Annotated in this window: 15 protein-coding genes and 1 tRNA gene; all 16 read right to left on the reverse strand. The window is 45.1% G+C overall.

What is annotated here, in order from left to right:
- A partial coding sequence (locus BM377_RS11685; protein ID WP_143104503.1) for a T7SS effector LXG polymorphic toxin occupies window positions 1-295 on the reverse strand: 295 nt, incomplete at its 3' end.
- Between the two features lie 241 nt (window positions 296-536).
- The gene (gene gdhA, locus BM377_RS11690) at window positions 537-1,871 is read right to left on the reverse strand and encodes an NADP-specific glutamate dehydrogenase (protein WP_092248475.1); all 1,335 of its coding nucleotides are present in this window, start codon (window positions 1,869-1,871) and stop codon (window positions 537-539) included.
- A 211-nt stretch (window positions 1,872-2,082) separates the two neighbouring features.
- Window positions 2,083-3,498, reverse strand: coding sequence for a cell wall hydrolase (locus BM377_RS11695; protein ID WP_177223872.1), 1,416 nt, complete (start codon window positions 3,496-3,498; stop codon window positions 2,083-2,085).
- A gap of 27 nt (window positions 3,499-3,525) precedes the next feature.
- Window positions 3,526-4,626, reverse strand: coding sequence for a Gfo/Idh/MocA family protein (locus BM377_RS11700; protein WP_092248481.1), 1,101 nt, complete (start codon window positions 4,624-4,626; stop codon window positions 3,526-3,528).
- Between the two features lie 69 nt (window positions 4,627-4,695).
- Window positions 4,696-6,036, reverse strand: coding sequence for an SH3 domain-containing protein (locus BM377_RS11705; protein ID WP_092248484.1), 1,341 nt, complete (start codon window positions 6,034-6,036; stop codon window positions 4,696-4,698).
- Between the two features lie 53 nt (window positions 6,037-6,089).
- Window positions 6,090-6,161 (reverse strand) — tRNA-Arg (locus BM377_RS11710).
- A 90-nt stretch (window positions 6,162-6,251) separates the two neighbouring features.
- Window positions 6,252-6,911 carry a DUF5688 family protein gene (locus BM377_RS11715; RefSeq protein ID WP_092248487.1) on the reverse strand — a complete coding sequence of 220 codons (660 nt, stop codon included), beginning with the start codon at window positions 6,909-6,911 and terminating at the stop codon, window positions 6,252-6,254.
- A gap of 121 nt (window positions 6,912-7,032) precedes the next feature.
- Window positions 7,033-7,590: an elongation factor P gene (gene efp / locus BM377_RS11720; RefSeq protein ID WP_092248490.1), complete on the reverse strand. Its 558-nt coding sequence runs from the start codon at window positions 7,588-7,590 to the stop codon at window positions 7,033-7,035.
- A 98-nt stretch (window positions 7,591-7,688) separates the two neighbouring features.
- Window positions 7,689-8,390, reverse strand: a complete 702-nt coding sequence (locus BM377_RS11725; protein WP_092248494.1) for a hypothetical protein — start codon at window positions 8,388-8,390, stop codon at window positions 7,689-7,691.
- On the reverse strand, window positions 8,387-8,926 hold the full coding sequence (locus tag BM377_RS11730; RefSeq protein ID WP_092248497.1) for a hypothetical protein: 540 nt from the start codon (window positions 8,924-8,926) through the stop codon (window positions 8,387-8,389). The genes BM377_RS11725 and BM377_RS11730 overlap by 4 nt, the downstream gene beginning before the upstream one ends.
- A 49-nt stretch (window positions 8,927-8,975) precedes the next feature.
- Complete coding sequence (locus BM377_RS11735; protein WP_092248500.1) at window positions 8,976-9,590, reverse strand: L,D-transpeptidase; 615 nt, start codon at window positions 9,588-9,590, stop codon at window positions 8,976-8,978.
- A 96-nt stretch (window positions 9,591-9,686) separates the two neighbouring features.
- Complete coding sequence (locus BM377_RS11740; protein WP_092248502.1) at window positions 9,687-10,115, reverse strand: type II 3-dehydroquinate dehydratase; 429 nt, start codon at window positions 10,113-10,115, stop codon at window positions 9,687-9,689.
- Window positions 10,116-10,166: 51 nt separating this feature from the next.
- Window positions 10,167-10,817, reverse strand: coding sequence for a DUF1961 family protein (locus BM377_RS11745; protein ID WP_092248504.1), 651 nt, complete (start codon window positions 10,815-10,817; stop codon window positions 10,167-10,169).
- A 68-nt stretch (window positions 10,818-10,885) separates the two neighbouring features.
- The gene (carB, locus tag BM377_RS11750; RefSeq protein ID WP_092248507.1) at window positions 10,886-14,152 is read right to left on the reverse strand and encodes a carbamoyl-phosphate synthase large subunit; all 3,267 of its coding nucleotides are present in this window, start codon (window positions 14,150-14,152) and stop codon (window positions 10,886-10,888) included.
- Window positions 14,152-15,372 carry a carbamoyl phosphate synthase small subunit gene (locus tag BM377_RS11755; RefSeq protein ID WP_092248510.1) on the reverse strand — a complete coding sequence of 407 codons (1,221 nt, stop codon included), beginning with the start codon at window positions 15,370-15,372 and terminating at the stop codon, window positions 14,152-14,154. Before BM377_RS11755 ends, carB begins: the two co-directional genes overlap by 1 nt.
- 31 nt (window positions 15,373-15,403) lie before the next feature.
- Window positions 15,404-19,210 carry a phosphoribosylformylglycinamidine synthase gene (locus BM377_RS11760; RefSeq protein WP_092248514.1) on the reverse strand — a complete coding sequence of 1,269 codons (3,807 nt, stop codon included), beginning with the start codon at window positions 19,208-19,210 and terminating at the stop codon, window positions 15,404-15,406.
- Window positions 19,211-19,237: the final 27 nt, after the last annotated feature.

A 19,237-nucleotide genomic window follows, 5' to 3' on the forward strand; every position in this document is an offset into this window, starting at 1 on the left:
TATCTATACGTGCTTTAGGTGAAGCGTCAACGGTATCCTCAAACTCAGCTTGTATCTGACTATACATCTGATAAAGCTTGTTCTGGATATTTTGTTGTTCATAGTGAAATTGTAATTGTTTATCTCTGATGAATCTCTTAGATGCTTCCGCTGCCTTACCTACAAATGTCTCATTATTGACATATCTATGATAATCCGATTCAAGCGGAGCTGCTTTTGTCAGATAGCTTTCTATCTGATCATAAAGATTTTCTATGAATCTGATTGATTCTTCCGAATCGTAGCTCTTTCCCATTTAATTCTCCCCATTTATACTGCTTTCTTTTATCTTATAAGCGCATTTGTAAATAACTAATTAACATGATAGCGCATACTACCTTTTCATTTCAAGAGGTTTTGGAGGATTTGTGAAGAAATAATATTATATATGTATAATAATGTCGTATTGATAAAATGACCTGTGATATAAAAAACAAGACTGACACATTTTAATAAATGCATCAGCCTTGATATAAATACATATTTATACTTTCAAATTAAACAATACCCTGAGCCTTCATAGCATCAGCAACCTTAAGGAAGCCTGCGATGTTAGCACCTGCAACATAGTTGCCTTCAAGGCCGTACTTCTTAGCAGCATCATCAATGCTGTGATAAATGTTAACCATGATCTGCTTAAGCTTAGAATCAACCTCTTCGAAGCTCCATGAAAGTCTCTCGCTGTTCTGTGACATCTCAAGAGCTGATGTAGCAACACCACCTGCATTTGAAGCCTTACCACAAATGAAGAGAACCTTGTTAGCCTGGAGGTACTCAGTAGCCTCGATAGATGTAGGCATGTTAGCACCCTCACATACAGCCTGAACGCCGTTAGCAACAAGCTGCTTAGCATCCTCAAGAAGGAGCTCGTTCTGTGTAGCGCAAGGAAGAGCTACATCACACTTAACTGACCATACACCCTTACCTTCGTGGTACTCAGCTGACTTTCTAGCAGCAGCGTACTCAGTAAGACGTGCTCTCTTAACTTCCTTAACTTCCTTAAGAAGCTCAACATCGATTCCTTCGGGATCATAGATCCAACCTGTTGAATCAGAACATGTAACAGGCTTAGCACCAAGCTGCTGTGCCTTCTCGATAGCGTAGATAGCAACGTTACCTGCACCTGAAACTGCAACTGTCTTGCCCTTGATATCAGAGCCGTTGCACTTAAGAAGCTCTTCTGTGATGTAAAGAAGGCCATATCCTGTAGCCTGTGTACGAGCGAGTGATCCGCCGTATGTAAGACCCTTACCTGTAAGAACGCCTTCGTATGTATCTCTGATCTTCTTGTACTGACCAAAGAGGAATCCGATCTCACGTCCGCCTACACCGATATCTCCGGCAGGAACGTCTGTATCAGCACCGATGTGTCTGTAAAGCTCTGTCATGAAGCTCTGGCAGAATGCCATAACTTCTCTGTCTGACTTGCCCTTAGGATCGAAGTCAGAACCACCCTTACCGCCACCGATAGGAAGGCTTGTAAGTGAATTCTTAAAGATCTGCTCGAAACCAAGGAACTTGATGATACCAAGATTTACTGAAGGATGGAAACGAAGTCCTCCCTTGTAAGGTCCGATTGCTGAGTTGAACTGGATACGGAAACCGTTGTTAACCTGTACCTGTCCCTTGTCATCTACCCAAGGAACTCTGAAGAGGATCTGTCTCTCGGGAGTTACAAGTCTCTCAAGAAGAGCATCTCTACGATACTCGTCCTCATTAGCTTCAATAACAACACGAAGTGACTCAAGCACTTCCTTTACTGCCTGATGGAACTCAGGCTGAGCGGGGTTCTTTGCTACGACATAGTCGTAGATCTCGTCAACGTATGACATTTTTGTTTCTCCTTCCTGTGCTGATAGCACAAAACAATATTTGCCTTTTTAAAAACTAGTATGAAAAAAGGGCGTAAGAAACCAACTGGTCTCTACGCCCCATTGCGCAGACATCACTGCCTGAATGAGATTATACACTTTACCATTTTAAAGTGCAAGAGTTATTTTTAAAAATTTTGTGCTTTATAAAGCAAGGCAAAACCACGCCGTTTTAATCGTCATCATCGTCGTCATCATGATCTTCTTCATCATCTTCTTCATCATCTTCTTCATCATGATGTTCTTCTTCCTGCTCTTCTTCCTGTGGTTCCTCCTGCTGCTCCTGCGCAGGTGCTTCCTCTTCGTGGTTCTCAGATTCTGCTTCGGCAGCCTCCTCCGGAGGTGCCTCTTTGGTCTGCCATCTGTAGAAGAATGCATGGTTACCGATCATGGTATATTCGCTTATGCGATAGTAATCCGCCCACTTCTGCGTCATAAAGAACAAGTAGTCTCCTACACGGGCTCCCGCAAGCACTTCCTGGGCTGCCCTTATACAAGTGGAATTGGGACCGTTTGCAATAATAAATTCAACCTTACCGGATCTGTAAGGAGCAAACTGGTTGGGCTGGGTTATTACACTGATAACATCATTGGGGAAAGCCGAGCTCTTAACTCTGTTCATAATAACAGAACCGACACCGAGCTTACCTGTATATGATTCACCGTCAGACTCCGCCTGTATTGTAGCCGCAAGCCATATAAGCTCGTTATCGCTCGCAGAATACGATCCGGAAGTATCTTCCTTGGTGCGCGCAAGTCTCTCGGCGATCTGCTGAGCGAGAGCAGCCTGTGCGGCAGCCGTCTTGGCTTCCAGAGCCTTCATCTTCTTATCGAGTTCGGCAAGCTTTTTATCATAATCGTCAAGCTTGGTCTTTTCGGAAGAAAGAGAACTGTTCGTTGTATTAAGCTGTCCCTTTACCACACTTGTAAGTCCGGCAATCTCATCATGTTTTTCATCAAGCTGAGACTGATATGCATCAAGCTCTGCTTCTTTTTGTTCAACGACCGCACTCTTGGCCTCTATATCATCCTGTATGGCCTTAAGCTCAGAGATTTTCCTTTTATCATAAGCCACTATGGCATTGATATATTCAAATTTGGTAAGGAGCTCTTTCATCGTACCCGATTCAAGCATAAGTCTCAAAAGGCCCTTACTTCCGCCATTCTCATAAGTTGATTGCATACGAAGCTTAAGGAGCTCATAACGTTCCTTTTCCTCTTGTCTGGCCTCCTGAAGTTGCTTATCGAGCTCAACTATCTCTGCGGAAACTACAGCGAGCTTCTCTTCTGTAGCGGAGATCTCGGAGTCTATTGTGTTTAGTTTGTTGGAATATCCATTGATCGTAGATTGCAGAGCACTGCTCTGATCTTGCAGATTCTTTACATTGGATTTGGTCTGCTCCTTTTCGCCCTGGAGCTGCTTGATAGCGTCCTTGGTCTCCTTACTCTCTTTCTCAAGATTGGAGATGGTCGCTCTCGTTTCTTCTTCCGTACCAAGCCCATCTGTCTCATCGGCATAGGAACTAAGCGGAATATTACCCCATATTATGGCAAAAAGAAGCATCCATACAAGAAATTTTTTCTTCATAATAATCATCATGCTATCAGCTTAGTATTATTCTGTAGTCTGCTCATTGGCAGCGTCTGAACCGTTATCCGTCTGATCATTGCTTTCGGAAACCTGAACATCATTGCTTTCGATGGCCGGAGCTTCTAAAGAAGCGTCCGTAATAACATCTTCATCGGGGAACTTGATATTATTGCTGTTACGGATAAAGTCCATCATATTGAGTATCTTAAGAGTCTCTTCATGCGGCATCTGAGGGCACTCAAGCCACTTCTCGGAAATAGCCTTAACGCATGCCTCGACCTCATACTCATATCCTGTCTTTTGTTTGGGTCTCTTGTAATACGCCAGCTTCTTGTATTCGCTGTCATATACGGTGATACCCTCTATATTGTTGATGTTGTCAACAACGATAAATCCCTTACTTCCGTATATAACGCCTCTTCTGTCACTGACAGAAAGCGCGGAAGCATTGAGGACAGCCATCTTGCCGTTCTTATAGCGAAGTGTGATGCTGTCGTGAAGATCCATTCCATACTCGTTAAAAGAGCACATGGAAACAATATCGGTAACGTCATTACCAAATACCATTGATGCAAAATTAAGTGTATATACACCAAGATCAAGAAGTGCTCCGCCTCCGAGCTCCGGAAGCTTGATCCTGTCTTTCTCCCTGATGTTATATCCGAGATTGGCAGTCAGCATTGTGGGCTCACCGATGACATTGCTTGCCATGATCTCTTCGAGCTTGGCTCTCATCGGATGGAATCTTGTCCACATAGCCTCAACAACAAGAAGCTTCTTCTCCTCTGCGAGCTTGAAAACCTCCTCTGCCTGGCGTTCGTTTAACATAAATGCTTTCTCGCAAAGAACGTTCTTTCCGTTCATAAGCGCAAGCTTTACATTCTTGTAATGCTCTGAATGAGGTGTAGCAACGTACACAAGATCTATCTTGGGATCGGCAAGAAGCTCCTCATAACTGCCGTAAGCTTTTTTGATTCCATAGGCCTGTGCAAATCTGTCGGCGTTTTCCTTGGTCCTGGAACCAACTGCATAGCACACGGCACCTCTTACATTCTTAAGAGTTTCTGCCATGATTCCGGCAATCTTTCCGGTTCCCATAATAGCAACCTTAACACGTCCAAACATAAGCTATACCTCCCCTAATAATATCTTGACGAAATGTGCACAGTGGCACATTCCCAATGTAAGCATCTCTTACTCTTTTATGAATTCAGTCTTGATATATCCGGTCTTGTTCTTGAACTCAACCTTGGACCACTCAGAACCAACTTCAACAACATTGACGGTCTCAGCCTTGTAGATCGTTGCAAGAACGTCACAGTCTGTATTCTGCTCTTTTCTGAGTTTAACGGTATCTGTTACTTCGTGTTTACCCTTTGATATTGAAGAAGACTTTCCTTCGTCCTTATTGTCAGAAGTATCCTCGGCCTTTTCATCCTTATTCTCAGATGTATCGGTATTCTCGGCCTTCTCCTCCGTATCGGCTTCCTGAGTATCGGAATCATCCTTCTTGGGAGCCTCTATTGTTTCTTCGCCTACAACCTCAAAGAACTCAGTCTTAACGAAAGCCTCTTTGCCTTCGTACTCAATCTTACTCCATCCGTTGGCACGAGCCTCAAGCTGTTTGAACTCCTGGTTTGTCTCGGTCTTACCGATAACTTCCGCTGTCTCGGAATCTGAACTTCTGATATTGATAACGCTTGTAGCCTTGATCGTATACTGTGTGATCGTCTCAGGCTCTTCCTCTTTTTCCTCGGAAGAAGCTTCCGCAGCACTTTCTTCACTCTCGTTAGAAGCCTGCGCCGATGCAAGAGCCTCACCGACTGAGATCTGAAGACCGGATCTCATATTGTTAAGGAGCTCGGCAAGCTTCTCATCGCCCTGAACCATCTCATTGTACTGAGTAGCGACCTTGTTGTTGAGGTCGATAACATCAGCCTGCACATTAACCTGCTTGATGTACTGAAGAACAGCCTCGTCCGCGATGTCTCTGCTCATATATAAAGAGCCGTCTTCTGCGGTACAGATATAAAATGTCTCAAGTCCGGGTACCGGCTTATCATAATCGTAAAGCTTAACTTCATTGTAAACATAAGTAATGCAGCTTCCCTCTACCGGGCCGGGTTTGGAATAAACTTTGATATTCTCAAATGTCTCGATGTAATCGGAAGCGGCAACCGCTTTTAATACCTCTGTATCATCGAGTCCCTTGTATATCTGCTTGATAGTATCCGCATCACCATCGGCTGAAGCCTTATAGTACTTCTCGATAAGAGCGTTTACTTCGGGATTCTCTTCCTCACTCATTGTTGCATCTGTTACGGCATACAGCTCTTCCTGCTTGGCATTCTCATCTGTCGCTGCCGCCTTCACAGCTCTGTGATTGGCGCTAAGTGCTATAGCTACGGTAATTATTACTGCTACTCCAAGTATTAAAGGCATAAGCAATTTCTTATTGTCTTCAAGAAATGCGATTATACTCTTCTTCTCATTACGCCAGTTTAATAGATCATTTTTGTTGTTCTTTTTTTTCATAACCAAAACCTCTATATTTCCCCGTTCAAGAGGGTATTTCTTGTATTTCTCGATGCACCCGACAGGAATCGAACCTGCATTAAAGGCGTCGGAGGCCTCCGTTCTATCCATTAGACTACGGGTGCATACATACTTCACTATCATACCACAAGATGCCCAAAAACGGAAGCCCATACGGGCGTAGCTACGCATGATGCGGTCCCATGGGCTTTTTCTCACTTTTCCTCTTTGCAAATGCTGAGTTTATCGGACTTACAATCATATATATACACGTTGTTACTTAGGATATCCATAGGCGGGATGTCATGTGCATTGACGTCTTCCAATATCTCATGAATGATATCATATCCATCCTCCTTGTCCTTTGCCGAGACGACGATGACTTCATGTACCGATGCGGGAACAACATATAAGTCTGTGCCAAATCGTCCTGCCAGATCTTTGAGCACTCCGGGGTAAAAAATTGCCCCCGCCCCGAAAAAGTTATCTTCATTACTCACAACGAGCATCCTGTCCGGATTCTCGTATCCGATTATCCTGATCTTTCGGATTTCTTCAAGAGTCTGTATTATGTTGCGGATCTTGACGGGAGCAATCTTCACTGCGCTCTCCATCACATTTTCCCATAGCTCTTCGCTCGTTATATCCCAATATCTTAAATGATTGTTCTTGATCAGGATATTGCCGCTTCCGCCGTCATCATCAAAAATATAGATCGGAACAAGTGCCAGATCCTCAAATTGCCTGTATGGAACATCGGACAATACCCATTTGTTTTTCTTCAGATTCATAAGCTTAAAAGAAAGCCTGTCAGCGACATCGGAAAAGTCAGTGTATGTTTTTTCTATTATTTTTTCAAATTCTTCTGTATTCATAAAGTCCTCTTTTCATGTTTTTGGGTAAAAGAAAAAGCAATAGAGACATACATCTCTATTGCCTATATTAGTTTCTTTATGAATAAGTATGACTTTACCAAGCGTCAGTAAGGTCGTCAGATTAAACTCTTGAAAGATACTCGCCTGTTCTTGTATCGATCTTGATAACATCTCCCTCGTTAACGAAGAGAGGAACTGCTACTGTAGCACCTGTCTCAACTGTAGCGGGCTTTGTAGCACCTGTAGCTGTGTCACCCTTGAATCCGGGCTCTGTCTCAGAGATTGCAAGCTCTACGAACATAGGAGGCTCAACTGCGAATACGCTTCCGTTATAAGACATAACCTTGCATACTTCGTTCTCTTTCACGAACTTGAGAGAGTCACCGATCTGGTCTGATGTAAGACCGATCTGCTCATAAGTCTCTGAATCCATGAAGTTAAAGATATCTCCATCCTGATAAAGATACTGCATATCCTTCTTGTCGATACGAGCTGCAGGGAACTTCTCAGTGGGACGGAAAGTTGTCTCCTTAACACCACCATTGATGATATCCTTGAGCTTAGTTCTTACGAAAGCAGCGCCTTTACCGGGCTTAACATGCTGAAATTCAATAATCTGACATACATTGCCATCAATCTCGATGGTCATACCATTTCTGAAATCACTTGCAGAAATCATATAAAAATCCTCCTAAATTACATCACATCAAACAACTAGTTTATATTAAACTATAAGATTTGATTTTTCAACTGTTTTTTTTGGTTAATATTCATGGATCACCAATCGGAATCCCAATCTGTATATCCCGAATCCCAGTTACCCGAATCCCAATCGGAGTGTGAACCGGAATCCCAATGTGAATCATATCTATCGTATCCGCCATAGCTGCTTCGTCCGCTGCTACCACCGTGATAGCCGCCTCCGCCGCCTAAAAGAAGCGATAAAATGATCGCGATAATCCCTATTATAATTCCAAGCGGATTATATTCTCTTGAATCGTTCCTGTCATATCCGCCGCGTCCGAAAGTCCTGTCGTTATCAACTTTGAAAGAGTCGTTGTTATCCGGAGTAAAATTCGAAAAACCGCTGCTTTCATATTCATCCATTCTGCTGAAGCTGTTTAAAAATCTGCGACCGTCACCGACCTCGTATTTATTTCTTTCTCTCTCTGCCATGTCGGCGGCATATTGAAGTTTTTGATTGGTAATCTCAGACTGAAGACGATCGTACAGTTCAACAACCGCAAACTCCTCGTCTTTTCCCTTATATCGAACGGCTCTGGTCCCGTCGGCTTTATTCTTGTAGACCACGAATTCTCCCGTGGCCTCGTCCTTGTATATACCAAAAGCCTTAGGCCCTTCATAATTATAGCCTATAAAGAATCTTGTCTTACTCTCGGTAAAACCGTTTCTCTCACAATAATCCTTCAGTTCCTCAATTGTCTTGGGTATTCCACCCTCAGCATAACTTGTACTCATGTTTCACTTTCCTTTATAGAGCTCTTTATCATATTTGAATAATACGGATCTATCCCCTTTGCGGATATTTCTCTCTGAGCAGTGTGCTCAGCTCCTGAGAAAGTATCCGTGTTAAATCTGTTGTGTGAAGCGATATTATCAGCTATCATGCTCCCTATATCAAACTTGGGAAACGGAATCGAAGTGTCGACCCTCTGTACATGCGCCGCTTCTGTATTTTTTGTCTGTGGAACATCTTTTACCGCCGCAACCTGTTTTGCCGGCGTAATATCAGATCTTATATATTTCAAAAGATCGTCTTCCGTGATCCCATATTTAGCCGCAATTTCTTTTACCGTGGTATCTGATGTTATGCCGTCGAGACTCTTCCCCGTCTCATCTGAGATAGCCTTATCCAGATACTTTTGGAATATCCCGCTTAAGCTTGTATCAAAAGCATTCTCGCTCTCTTTCTGAGTAAGGAGCTTGCTTGTATCCGATATTGAGCTTAAGTAATTGTTTACCGCACCTGTTATCGAAGAAATATCAAATGCCATATTATTCCCCTCAAAATAAGATTTTTACATCATCCTCATAAAAACTCGATCAGTGCACGATCACCGCCGTACCGATCTCAATCATGTCATAAAGCTGATACGCCACATCTTTGGGAAGATTGACGCATCCGTGCGATCCGTTCTTCTTGTATATCTGTCCGCCGAACTTACCTCTCCAGCTTGCATCGTGAAGTCCGCAGAAGGTAGTAAATCTCATCCATCTGTCGACCCAGACGTTCCATGTGGGACCTACAAGATTTTTGCCGGGAACCTTGGCTCGAAGCACAAATCTTCCTCTGGGAGTCGAATTGCCGGTGCTCTCTTTACCGGTAACGCAGGGCGATGTAAGCACAACCTCACCGTCAACATAATAAGTCATCGTCTGATTCTCGATATCAACGTCAACATATGTATCGATTGTGGTCGCCGGCACGCCTGCCGCCTCTTCTTCCGCGTTTTTAAATCGTCCCTCATCCATACCGAAATTGAGGTAGTGATTATACAGCTCAAGTACATCATCACCAAACGCCTCATGCACGTCGGGATATTTGGCCGCATAATACGCTGCGTCAAAACCGCTCGCGTAAGCGGGTGTTGCGATCGCAAAGCTCAAAATAAAAGCCGCGAAAATAATTGTGCTTACTTTAATAATAATATTTCTCATGCCAAGCTCCTTTGGCACATGCAAGCATGTACGCATTTTGCACTTATGACACCTATATCATATCAACATTATAAGCCAATTCTTCGCGGTTTTACATCATTTTTTTATATAATCCATTGCTTCGAGGTAGCCGTTTAGCCCATGTCCGTATATCTGCTTGTCACAAGCAGGCGCCGTTACTGAAATCTTGCGAAATTCCTCCCTGGAACTGATGTCGGAAATGTGCACCTCAACCTTGGTGATATTCTCTATACTCTTAAGCGCATCGTGGATCGCATAGCTGTAATGTGTATACGCACCGGGATTAATTACGATCCCTTCGGTTCCGTCGCTGTAGGCAGCCTGAATCCTGTCGATTATGGCACCCTCATGGTTGGACTGATAGAGCTCAACCTCATCACCGTCCGCCTTCGCCTTTTCTTTTATCATATTGCAAAGATAGTCATAGTCCTGATTGCCGTAGACCGCCTTTTCTCTGATTCCGAGGAAATTGAGGTTCGGTCCGTTTATAACCAAAATTTTCATACGCTTCTCCCATTATTAATATCTTTAGTCAAAAGATCTTTTGACACCGTATCATATCCATGTGACTTTGAGATTTCTGTACTTCGCAGCCATCGCGCCTTCCTGTTTAAATCCGATCCGTCCACCCGTAAGAAGTTCTCCGCACTTAAGGCCGTCATCGGCAAAACCGAGGATATCCATGTCATTTATGGCAAAAGAGACTTTGTCTTTATTCTTTACAACAGTCATCTTGTACCAAAAACCGTCGCTATCCCCTGATTCATTCACACCGCTGAAAGCCTGCACTACAGCATCGGGAAGAGGATCTGCTCCGGAAGCGACTTCCCACGTCTGCACGGGATCGCTCTTAAAAAGCTTACTCACATGAAAAGCCTTGGACGCCGCGCCTTTTCTTCTATAAAAAGAAAGCTCAAAGAAACTTTCGCTGCCGGGTTCTTCCTTAGCAGCATCGTCACTTTGCGCATTCTTACAAGCAAATATCAAAGACGCTCTTCCGCCTGACGAAAGAGGCATAAATTCCCACTCAATACGGACATCAGAAGGAAAAGAGCCTGTGCATAAAAACGCAGCCTCGCCTTCCTTATCTTTTGTCTCTATCTTAAGTGCCCCTTCCGGAAAAGATATATCGGCGTTTCCGTATAACTCGAAGTCCCGAGCAATATCTTTTTCCGAAAGAGAATTGTCTAAAATCAGCTTAGCCATAGTGTTTCCTCATAAAGTAATACCATGTCTAATTCATCCGCATACGCGGATTCGCGTCATCTGTTACATTAAAGCTTTGCGATATCCACAAGCTCAAGTCCTTCTTCAGAGTTGGTTGTCTCAAGGCTTGTCACAAGAGCCTTGGCTGTATCGAGAGCAGTGATAACGTTAACACCTGTCTCGATCGCGGTTCTTCTGATAAGGAATCCGTCACGTGTCTTATCTCTTCCCTGTGTAGGTGTATCGATTACTAGGTCGATCTTGTGACCTAATATAAGGTCGATGACCGTAGGTGATTCCTGAGAAAGTTTGTTGATCTTTCTTGCCTTTACTCCGTTGTCGTTAAGAGTAGCGGCTGTAGATCTTGTCGCGTAAATGATATATCCTAGCTTCTCATAACGTCTTGCGATGTCGATGATCTCGCCCTTATCGGAATCCTTAACGGTGATGATCATCTGCTTATATTTCGGAAGCTTAACTCCTGCTCCGAGGAATGCCTTGTAAAGTGCTTCATTGAAGTTCTTGCTGATACCAAGGCACTCACCTGTAGACTTCATCTCGGGTCCGAGGCTGATCTCGGCTCCTCTGATCTTCTCAAATGAGAATACAGGCATCTTGATCGCCACATAGCCGGCTTCAGGCTGAAGTCCGGGTGTGTATCCGAGGTCTTTGAGCTTCTTACCGAGCATAACTTCTGCTGCAAGATCGACGATCGGAATACCGGTAACCTTACTGATGTAAGGAACGGTACGTGATGATCTGGGGTTCGCCTCGATAATATATACTTCATCGCCCACAGCTATGAACTGTACGTTTATAAGTCCGATTACGTGAAGAGCCTTTGCAAGTCTTCTTGTATATTCGGCGATTGTCTGCTTAACCTTATCCGAAAGAGACTGTGCGGGATATACGGAGATTGAGTCACCTGAGTGAATACCGGATCTCTCGATATGCTCCATGATACCGGGGATAACGATGTCTTCACCGTCGCAAACGGCATCAACCTCTGTCTCAACACCCTGAAGGTACTTATCAACAAGGATAGGATGATCCTGAGCATATCTGTTGATGATGTTCATGAACTCTTCTATCTCTGCATCGGAAAGAGCTATCTGCATGCCCTGTCCTCCAAGTACGTAGGAAGGTCTTACAAGTACGGGATAACCAAGACGGTTTGCAACTTCTTTGGCTTCTTCCGCTGTGTATACGGTAGCACCCTGAGCACGCTTGATCTGTGTCTCTTCAAGGATCTGATCAAAAATCTCTCTGTCCTCGGCTGCATCTACATCCTTGGCATCCGTACCGTAGATCTTAACGCCCATCTTCATAAGATCCTGAGTAAGCTTGATGGCTGTCTGTCCGCCGAACTGAACAACCGCTCCGTCGGGCTTTTCAAGTCTTACGATATTCTCTACATCCTCGGGTGTAAGAGGCTCGAAGTAAAGCTTATCAGCTATATCGAAGTCAGTACTTACAGTCTCGGGGTTGTTGTTTATGATAATTGTCTCAAAACCGGCCTTCTTAAATGCCCATGTTGCGTGAACAGAGCAATAGTCGAACTCGATACCCTGACCGATCCTGATAGGACCTGAGCCAAGTACAAGGATCTTCTTTTTGCCGCTGTCAGCCTTAAGAGCAGCCTCATCTTCAGAATCGGGTCCGTTGTAAACCGAATAGTAGTAAGGTGTCTCAGCCGCAAACTCAGCTGCGCAGGTATCAACGATCTTGAAGGTGGCCTTGATATTGTATTCATATCTAAGCTCTTTTAACACATCCTCAGAGAAACGTGTGAGTCTGCTGATAACGGAATCGGGATACTCAAGGCGCTTAGCTTCAAGAAGTGTCTCAAAGCTGATGATCTTCTTGGCTTCCGCAAGGTCTGCGTCCTTACCCTGTGTATTCTTCTCACCGATCCTAAGAAGCTTAAGCTCCATCTTAACAAGTGCGTGAAGCTTATCAATGAACCAGATGTCGATGAGTGTGATGTCATGGATCTGCTCGTGTGAGAAGCCTCTTCTGAGAGCCTCGGCAATAACCCAGATTCTCTGATCGTCTACAACTTTAAGACGCTCAGTAAGCTCTTCGTCGTCAAGCTCTGAGAAGTCATAGCTTGTAAGGCAGTCAACGTGCTGCTCAAGTGAGCGGATAGCCTTCATCATGGCACCTTCAAAGTTGGTGCAGATACTCATTACCTCACCTGTTGCTTTCATCTGTGTTGTAAGAGTTCTCTTTGCAGTGATGAATTTATCAAAAGGAAGTCTCGGGAACTTAACTACGCAGTAGTCAAGTGTAGGCTCGAAACTTGCATATGTCTTACCTGTGATGGCGTTCTTGATCTCATCAAGTGTGTAGCCGAGTGCGATCTTGGCTGCAACCTTGGCGATCGGATAACCCGTAGCCTTGGAAGCGAGCGCTGATGAACGGCTTACACGAGGGTTAACCTCGATTACGCAGTACTCAAAGCTTGTGGGGTGAAGAGCAAACTGTACGTTACATCCACCTGTGATCTGAAGCTCGTCGATGATGTTGAGAGCCGCGCTTCTGAGCATTTGGTATTCCTTGTCGGAAAGTGTCTGAGAAGGAGCCACAACGATGGAGTCACCTGTATGTACACCGACGGGATCGATGTTCTCCATGTTACATACCGTGATGCAGTTTCCCGCAGAGTCACGCATTACCTCGTACTCGATCTCTTTCCATCCTGCGATGCATCTTTCTACAAGAACTTCGTTTGCACGTGAAAGTCTGAGTCCGTTCTCAAGTATCTCCTCACACTCAACCTGATTGTGCGCGATACCGCCACCTGAACCACCGAGTGTGAACGCGGGACGAAGAACAACGGGGTAGCCAATCTTGTTGGCAAACTCAACACCGTCCTGAACGTTGTGAACAACGAGTGAAGCAGCGCAAGGCTCACCGATTCTTTCCATGGTGTCCTTGAATTCCTGTCTGTCCTCAGCCTTTCTGATTGTCTCTGCTGTTGTTCCGAGGAGCTTTACGTTATGTGACTTAAGAAAGCCTGACTCATCAAGCTCCATACCAAGGTTAAGTCCTGCCTGTCCTCCAAGTGTGGGAAGGATTGAATCGGGCTTTTCCTTTTCGATTATCTGCTCAAGGACTTTGACTGTAAGGGGCTCGATATAAACCTCGTCGGCAATGTCCTTATCCGTCATGATAGTTGCGGGGTTGGAGTTAACGAGGATAACCTCAACTCCTTCCTCTTTAAGTGAACGGCATGCCTGAGTTCCGGCATAGTCAAACTCTGCTGCCTGTCCGATTACGATAGGTCCTGAACCGATTACCAGTACCTTTTTAACATCTTTATTCTTTGGCATCAGTTCTTTCCTCCTACTTTTCCTTTTTTCATCATATCTATAAATCTGTCAAACAGATAGCTTGAATCCTGCGGTCCGGGGCATGCCTCGGGATGGAACTGCACAGTGAAGATGTTCTTGCCGACATAAGCAAGTCCTTCATTGGTTCCGTCGTTAACGTTTATGAACGCAGGCTCAGCTATGTTCTTATCAAGCTTATCCATGTCTACTACATAGCCGTGGTTCTGAGATGAGATGTATACGCGGCCGTTCGTAAGGTCTTTTACCGGGTGGTTACCGCCTCTGTGGCCGTACTTCATCTTAAATGTATCCGCACCCGTTGCAAGCGCCATAAGCTGGTGTCCGAGGCAGATCGCAAAAATAGGTGTATCTGAATCGTAGAGTTTTTTAATCTCCTTAATTACATCCACGTTCTCCTTCGGGTCACCGGGGCCGTTTGAAAGCATGATTCCGTCGGGAGCGTCCTTAAGGATCTCCTCAGCGGTTGTATTTGAAGGATATATCGTAACATCACAGCCTCTTGCAGCAAGTGAAGCCGCAATGTTCTTCTTGGCTCCCACATCGAGGAGCGCAACCTTAAGGCCTTTGCCGTTAAGCTCTTTTACGATCGCAGGTCTCTTTTCTCTCTTGGAGTGGTCGCCTGCAAGATCTGCCTTGTAGTTATCCGCGTTGAATACGGCACTTCCTGAAAGAGGTCCGTTCTCTGAAAGATCGGATACGCCCTTGAGAACTATCTTTTCCTTGCAGGATACCTTGCTTACAACGTCTCCTGTTGTGTATGCGTGGAGCTTGTCTTTGATGCTGTCGAATGTAAGGTTTTCATTGGTTGTGATGATACCGTTCATGGTTCCCTTTTCTCTGAGAATCCTTACAAGTTTTCTTGTGTCTATTCCTTCAATTCCGGGAATCTCGTATTTTTCCAAGAATTCCTGGATTGACATGTCGCAGCGGAAGTTTGAAGGGATGCGTGAAAGCTCTCTAACAATTACAGCGTCAACCCAAGGTCTTTCCGACTCCATATCGTCAAGGCAAACGCCGTAGTTTCCTATAAGGGGATAAGTCATGCAGACTGCCTGTCCTGCGTAGGAAGGATCTGTAAATACTTCCGTATATCCCGCCATCGATGTATTAAAAACTATTTCACTTATAACATCCTTGTCGGCTCCGAAGTGCTTGCCTTCAAAGATGCTTCCGTCTTCCAAGATCAAAAAAGCTTTCATTTATTTCCTCCAGATATAACTCGTTTATTTCTTACTTAAAGTACTTAACACCACTCTCGAATATCTTGATGTCCTGCTCACCGAAGATATTAACGGCTACGCCGTCGCCTCTTCTCTCTGAGTGAGCCATCTTACCAAGGCATCTTCCGTCAGGTGAAAGAATACCCTCAACCGCTCTGTAAGAACCGTTGATGTTCCACTCATCGTCCATTGTTACGTTACCGTCGAGATCGCAGTACTGTGTTGCGATCTGTCCGTTCTTAAAGAGTGTATCAAGTACATCGTCGGGCGCTACAAATCTACCCTCACCGTGTGATGCGGGGTTAGTGTAAACTCCGCCGAGCTTAGCTTCGGAAAGCCAAGGTGAGTTGTTTGAAACGACCTTGATGTAAGCCATCTTGGAGATATGTCTTCCTATAGTATTGAATGTAAGTGTAGGAGAGTTCTCATTCTGTCCTGTGATCTTGCCGTTAGGTACAAGTCCGAGCTTTATCATAGCCTGGAAACCGTTACAGATTCCGAGCGCAAGTCCGTCTCTGTTATTGAGAAGATCTTCTACAGCTTCTTTTATCTCTGCGTTCTGGAAGGCTGTCGCGAAGAACTTGGCACTTCCGTCAGGCTCATCACCTGCTGAGAATCCGCCGGGGAACATGATGATCTGAGCATTGTTTATAGCCTTCTTAAACTCTGCCACAGACTCTACGATATCCTCTGCGTTTCTGTTCTTGAATATCTTGATGTTTGTATTGGCGCCTGCTCTCTCAAATGCCTGCGCGCTGTCGTACTCACAGTTACTTCCCGGGAATACGGGGATGAATACTGTGGGCTTTGCAACCTTATTCTTGCATACGTAGATGCTGTCAGCCTTAAAGAGAGGTGACTCAACTGAAGTCTTCTCTGTTCCGACTGTTGAAGGGAATACCTTCTCGAGCTTATTCTTCCAAGCTGCAAGTGCATCGTTAAGGTCAAGAGTCATGCCGCATGCTGTGATCTTGGCATCAGCCGTAACTTCACCGATCTCTCTTGCTCCTGCGATCTTAAGTACATCTGCAAGCTTATCTGCGGGAACTTCAGCAACGATGTCTGCGATGTCGTTCGCAAAGAGCTCTTCTGCCTTGATTCCATCAGCGATCTTAACTCCGAGTCCGTTACCGAATGCCATCTTGCTGACAGCCACAGCGATTCCGTAGCTGTCCTCAGCGTAAGCCGAAACGATAGCTTTTTTCTTCATAAGGTCTGTGATATCGGAGTAGATAGCCATAACCTTGTCGTAATCGGGAAGGTCGAATTTATCTTTAGGGAGCCTTACCTGTACAAGCTTGTTTCCTGCTTTCTTAAGTTCGGGTGTGATGACATCCGAAAGCTTAGCAACGTCTACCGCAAAAGATACGAGTGTGGGCGGAACGTTGATCTCGTTAAATGAGCCTGACATTGAATCCTTACCGCCTATTGAAGCGATTCCGAAGCGAAGCTGAGCTTCAAATGCTCCGAGAAGTGCCGTGAAAGGCTCGCTCCAGCGCTGTGCATCCTCAGTCATTCTCTTGAAGTACTCCTGGAATGTGAAGTGGAGGTTCTTATAATCACCGCCGGATGCAACGATTCTTGATACAGACTCTGTTACCGCGTAAGCAGCTCCGTGATAAGGGCTCCAGCTTGAAAGATAAGGATCGAAGCCGTAGCTCATCATTGTTACTGTATCTGTCTTTCCTGAAAGTACAGGAAGCTTGGCGATCATTGTCTGTGTCTCGGTGAGCTGATACTTTCCACCGTAAGGCATGAGTACCGAACCTGCGCCGATCGAAGAGTCGAACATCTCAACGAGACCCTTCTGTGAGCATACGTTGAGGTCGCTCATCTGTGCAAGCCATGCCTCTTTTACATCGTTATTTGAAAGAGCCTGTGATACCTTATCGGATGCGATCTTGTTAAAGTAGTTGTCTTCCTGAGCAGGAACTTCTACCTTAACCTTGGTCTCCTGATGAGCTCCGTTGGTATCAAGGAATGCTCTCTTTATGTCTACAATCTTTTTACCTCTCCAGTTAAGGACAAGTCTGGGTTCTTCTGTGACAACCGCAACCTTAACCGCCTCGAGGTTCTCTTCTGCCGCATATCCAAGGAACTTGTCTACATCCTTAGGTGCAACAACAACTGCCATTCTCTCCTGTGACTCGGAGATTGCAAGCTCTGTTCCGTCAAGACCTGCGTACTTCTTGGGTACAAGATCGAGGTTGATATCAAGACCGGGTGCAAGCTCACCGATCGCAACGGATACACCGCCGGCACCGAAGTCGTTACACTTCTTGATAAGCTCACTTACTTCAGGTCTTCTAAAGAGCCTCTGAAGTTTTCTCTCTGTAGGAGCGTTACCCTTCTGAACCTCTGCTCCGCAAGTTGTAAGTGACTTGCTGTCGTGAGCCTTGGATGAACCTGTAGCTCCGCCGCAGCCGTCTCTACCTGTACGTCCGCCAAGGAGTATGATGATATCTCCGGGATCTGCGGACTCTCTGATAACGTGCTCCTGAGGAGCAGCTCCCATTACCGCACCGATCTCCATACGCTTTGCAACGTATCCGGGATGATAAACCTCTTTTACATAGCCTGTTGCAAGTCCGATCTGGTTACCGTATGAAGAGTAACCTGATGCAGCGCCGCGAACGAGCTTCTTCTGTGAAAGCTTGCCTTTCATTGTCTCAGCTACGGGAACAGTGGGATCAGCCGCACCTGTTACACGCATAGCCTGGTATACATAGCCTCTTCCTGAAAGAGGATCTCTGATCGCACCTCCAAGGCAAGTAGCAGCGCCACCGAAAGGCTCGATCTCTGTGGGATGGTTGTGTGTCTCGTTCTTGAAGAACACAAGCCAGTTCTCTGTCTTAACGCCCTCGCCGTAGTCAACCTCGATAGGCACAACTACTGTACAAGCGTTGTTCTCCTCAGACTCTTCCATGTCTGTGAGCTTTCCGTCCTTCTTGAGCTTCTTCATACCCATGAGGGCGATATCCATAAGAGAAATGAACTTCTCTTTTTTCTTTTCATCTGTCTTGTAAAGATCGTCTCTTGCTGTGAGGTATTCGTTATAAGCATTGACGATGGGTTCCTTGTAGAAGCCGTCTGCAAACTCGATATCCGTGAGCTCAGTGCCGAATGTTGTGTGACGGCAATGATCTGACCAGTATGTATCAAGAACTCTGATCTCTGTCATTGAAGGATCGCGGTTCTCATCATCATGGAAATATGTCTGGATCCACTTGAAATCGTTGAAGGTCATGGCAAGTCCGAGTGACTCATAAAGCGCCTTGAGATCGTTCTCAGACATATCCTTGAAGCCGTCAAATACTGCAACATCATCGGGCTCATCGTAGTTGGTAACAAGAGTTGCGGGCTTTTCGGGCGCAGCAATTCTTGAATCAACAGGGTTCATTGTATATTCCTGAATCTTGGCAAGCTCTTCATCAGATACATTTCCGATAAGCATGTATGTAACGGCTGTCTTGATGACAGGCTCTTCGTCGCCCTTGATGAAGCGAACGCACTGCTCTGCGGAATCGGCTCTCTGATCGAACTGTCCGGGAAGCGCCTCTATGCTGAATACTTTTGCATTCTGAGGAATCTCAATATTTTCTCTGTAAAGAATGTCTACAGGGGGCTCTGAAAAGACTGTGTTGCAAGCCTTCTCAAATACTTCATCCGATACGTTCTCAACGTCATATCTGATGAATATACGTACTTCCTCCACACTCTTAATGCCAAGGTAGCCCTTGATCTCTGCCTTGAGTTCCTTAGCCTTTCCGGCATAGGGGGCTTTCTTTTCAACATAGATTCGTTTTACCGTGCTCATAATATCTCCTCACTAATTTGATAATGT

It is taken from the genome of Butyrivibrio sp. INlla21 (assembly GCF_900116875.1).
In the GTDB taxonomy this organism is placed as follows: domain Bacteria; phylum Bacillota; class Clostridia; order Lachnospirales; family Lachnospiraceae; genus Butyrivibrio.